Annotated in this window: 2 protein-coding genes; one reads left to right on the top strand and one right to left on the bottom strand. The window is 63.4% G+C overall.

The window, feature by feature from the left end; genetic code table 11:
• Positions 1-619: 619 nt before the first annotated feature.
• Positions 620-2,785, top strand: a complete 2,166-nt coding sequence (locus RT513_RS20270) for an esterase-like activity of phytase family protein (RefSeq protein ID WP_290691335.1) — start codon at positions 620-622, stop codon at positions 2,783-2,785.
• A gap of 26 nt (positions 2,786-2,811) precedes the next feature.
• Here RT513_RS20270 and RT513_RS20265 read toward each other — a convergent pair whose 3' ends face one another.
• Positions 2,812-2,991 carry a hypothetical protein gene (locus tag RT513_RS20265; protein ID WP_313534473.1) on the bottom strand — a complete coding sequence of 60 codons (180 nt, stop codon included), beginning with the start codon at positions 2,989-2,991 and terminating at the stop codon, positions 2,812-2,814.
• Positions 2,992-3,154: the final 163 nt, after the last annotated feature.

The raw sequence follows: 3,154 nt of genomic DNA, 5'->3' as shown, positions 1-3,154 counted from the left end.
CCCGGGATTACACCGTCGAAGGCGCTGAAATTACACCACGTGCGCGGACGCTAACAAATTTTCTCGAAGTCTCGCCTACCAGCCGATCGATGAACTCCGCGGGTGACATTTTGCTGGAGCGGGGCGCAAGGGGCATCGTATCTCGCGGCTCCTGCTGCGCAAAAAGCTCGAGGGATTCATCATTTGAATCCCTAATAAGAACCGGCGGCGGGTCACATGGAGCACCCCTCACACACGTCAAGTTAAACCTGCTTCGGCAAGGGACAGCCCAGCCGTCGAGCGATGTGCATAAGGGACCGGTAGAGATTCCGGTCCCTACTATAATGATCTGCCTTCCGTGACGTAAACGCACCGCCACTCTTGCAGTCGGCCGGCTCGCACCCCAATTCATGCAAACGGGCGCTAGAACCGCCTGATGTGTTTCCCAGGACTCATCCTCCTCCCCGAGTCCAGGAAAAGCGCGGCGACCCTCTCCTCCTCCCTGGGGTCGCCGCCACCTCCCCCTCCAGAGACGATCCGTAGCCGCCCGGCCTTTGCGCGACATGGAATATTCATCTGACCGTTACGAAACTGCGACGAAACTCCGCCACTGCTCGCGCCGATCAATCACGGAGTTCCCATGTCCGCCCGTCTGCTCTCCGCCGCCTCGGTGCTGGCGCTCATATCGGCTCCGGCGCTCGCCGACAGCTTCAACCGCATCTCGACATTCCCGGTCATCGCCAACATGGCCGACGGGGAAGATGTGTCGCGCGCCTCCTCGGCGGAGATCATCTCTGTATCGGAGGATGGCAACCGGCTGATCTATACGGACAGCCCGCTCGGCGTGCTGGGTCTCATCGATATCACCGACCCGCGCGCGCCGAAGCCGCTTGGAAATGTCGCGCTGAACGGGGAGCCGACGACCGCGCACATCATCGGTGACCGCGCGGTCGTCGCGGTCAATACCTCCGAAAGCTACACGCGGCCTTCCGGGCGGCTCGTGACGGTGGATATCGCCTCTGCGAAGGAGATCGCTTCCTGCGATATCGGCGGCCAGCCGGATTCCGTCGCCGTCGCGCCCGACGGCAGTTTCGTCGCCATCGCGGTGGAGAACGAGCGGGATGAAGAGGCCGGCGATGGCGGTCTTCCCCAGATGCCAGCGGGGTTCGTGTTGAAACTGCCGCTGACCGGCGGCGTGGTCGATTGCGCGCAGTTGCAGCGCATCGAACTCACCGGCCTCGCCGCGATCGGCGGCGAAGACCCGGAGCCGGAGTTCGTCGATATCAACGCGGCGGGCGAGATCGCCGTGACGCTGCAGGAAAACAACCATATCGTCGTGATCGGGGCAGATGGCAGGGTCGTCTCCCATTTCTCCGCGGGCGAGGTGGTGCTCAACGGGGTCGATACGAAAACGGACGGGCGCCTCTCCTTCAACGAGACAACGGCACCGCTCCGGCGGGAGCCCGACGGGGTGAAGTGGATCGACGCGGATCATTTCGCCATCGCGAACGAAGGCGACTGGAAAGGCGGGAGCCGCGGCTTCAGCATCTTCCGCAAGGACGGCACCCTGATCCATGATTCAGGCACTTCACTGGAGCGGGCCATCGCGGAGATCGGCCACTATCCAGAGAAGCGTTCGCGCGCCAAGGGGGTGGAGATCGAGAGCGTGGAGTTTGCCCGCTACGGCGACACGCCCTATCTTTTCGTGGTATCGGAACGCGCCTCCATCGTCGCGGTCTATGAGCTAAGCGATCTGGCACAGCCGAAACTCGTGCAGCTTCTGCCCTCCGGCATCAGCCCGGAGGGCGTGGTCGCCATTCCCGCCCGCAATCTGCTGGTCACCGCGAACGAGGCCGATCTGGGCGAGGACGGCGGCGCCCGCGCCCATGTGATGCTCTATGAACTCTCCGATGCAGCGCCGGCGTATCCCATGCTCACCTCCGCCGGGGCGGATGACCTGATCGGCTGGGGTGCTCTGGGTGCGCTCGCCGGGGTGGATGGGAAGCCCGGCCATCTGGTTGCGGCGTCCGACAGCGTCTATTTCGCCGCACCTGCGCTTTATGAGATCGACGCGACCGTCACGCCCGCGCGGATCACCAACCGCATCGCCGTCACCCGCAATGGCGATCCCGCACAGAAGCTGGATATCGAAGGGATCACCCCGGACGGCAACGGCGGCTACTGGCTGGCCAACGAGGGTGATCCGGCGAAACTCGTGCCCCACGCCATTCTGAACGTGAATGCAAAGGGGGAGATCAAGAAGGAAATATCCCTCCCCCTGAACCTTCTGCCGCATCAGACGCGGTTCGGCGCGGAAGGGATCGCGCGCATCGGCAACACGCTGTGGCTCGCCATGCAGCGGGAATGGGGCGACGACGCGAAGGGCGAGGTCAAGCTTCTCGCCTATGATCTCGACAACGGCGAATGGGGCGCGGTGCGCTATCCGCTGGAGAAGAAGGGCGCAGGCTGGGTCGGGCTGTCGGAGATTGCCGTGCAGGGCGACCACGCCTACGTGATCGAGCGCGACAACCTGATCGGCGACAAGGCGAAGCTGAAGAAGATCTTCCGCATCCCGCTGACGGATCTGAAACCCGCCAAGATCGGTGACGCTCTGCCGCTCGTGACCAAGGAGGAAGTGCGCGACCTGATCCCGGAACTGCGGAAGCTGACCAACGGCTATGTGGTGGACAAGGTGGAAGGTCTGGCCTTCGACGCGGCGGGGGATGCCTATATCGTCACCGACAACGATGGAGTGGACGACAGCTCGGGCGAGACGCTGTTCTGGAAGATCGGCGAGCTGCGCTGACATGACCCTACGGCCAGGGAGGCGGATTATCCGCCTTCCGATACGGTCCGCGGCGGGGATACGCCCCACCCCATTCCCGTGAAGATATCGACGAACCGGGCTTCGATCGGGGTCGCGACATGCACGGCGGGACACGTAGTCATCAGCCGGTTGGCGACCGGCATTTCGTAAGGGCCGGTTCTGATGCGGATGACCGAGGGTGTCATCGGACCTCGCCGGTCTCTCCTCACTCCCCTTCAGTGGCGGGACGCAGGTATAGACCAGCCCCTGCCGCTTCGGTTGTCCCGCTTGGATCGGGGACGGAACAGGTGGTTCGCGTCAGGTGGCGTATGTCGCAAAACTTCTAAAACCCTGCCCAACGGTATTTCG

Source organism: Haematobacter sp. (assembly GCF_032102465.1).
Classification (GTDB): Bacteria; Pseudomonadota; Alphaproteobacteria; order Rhodobacterales; family Rhodobacteraceae; genus Haematobacter.
The sequence above is the reverse complement of the archived record's forward strand: the minus strand, read 5'-3'. Positions and strand labels throughout refer to the sequence as shown.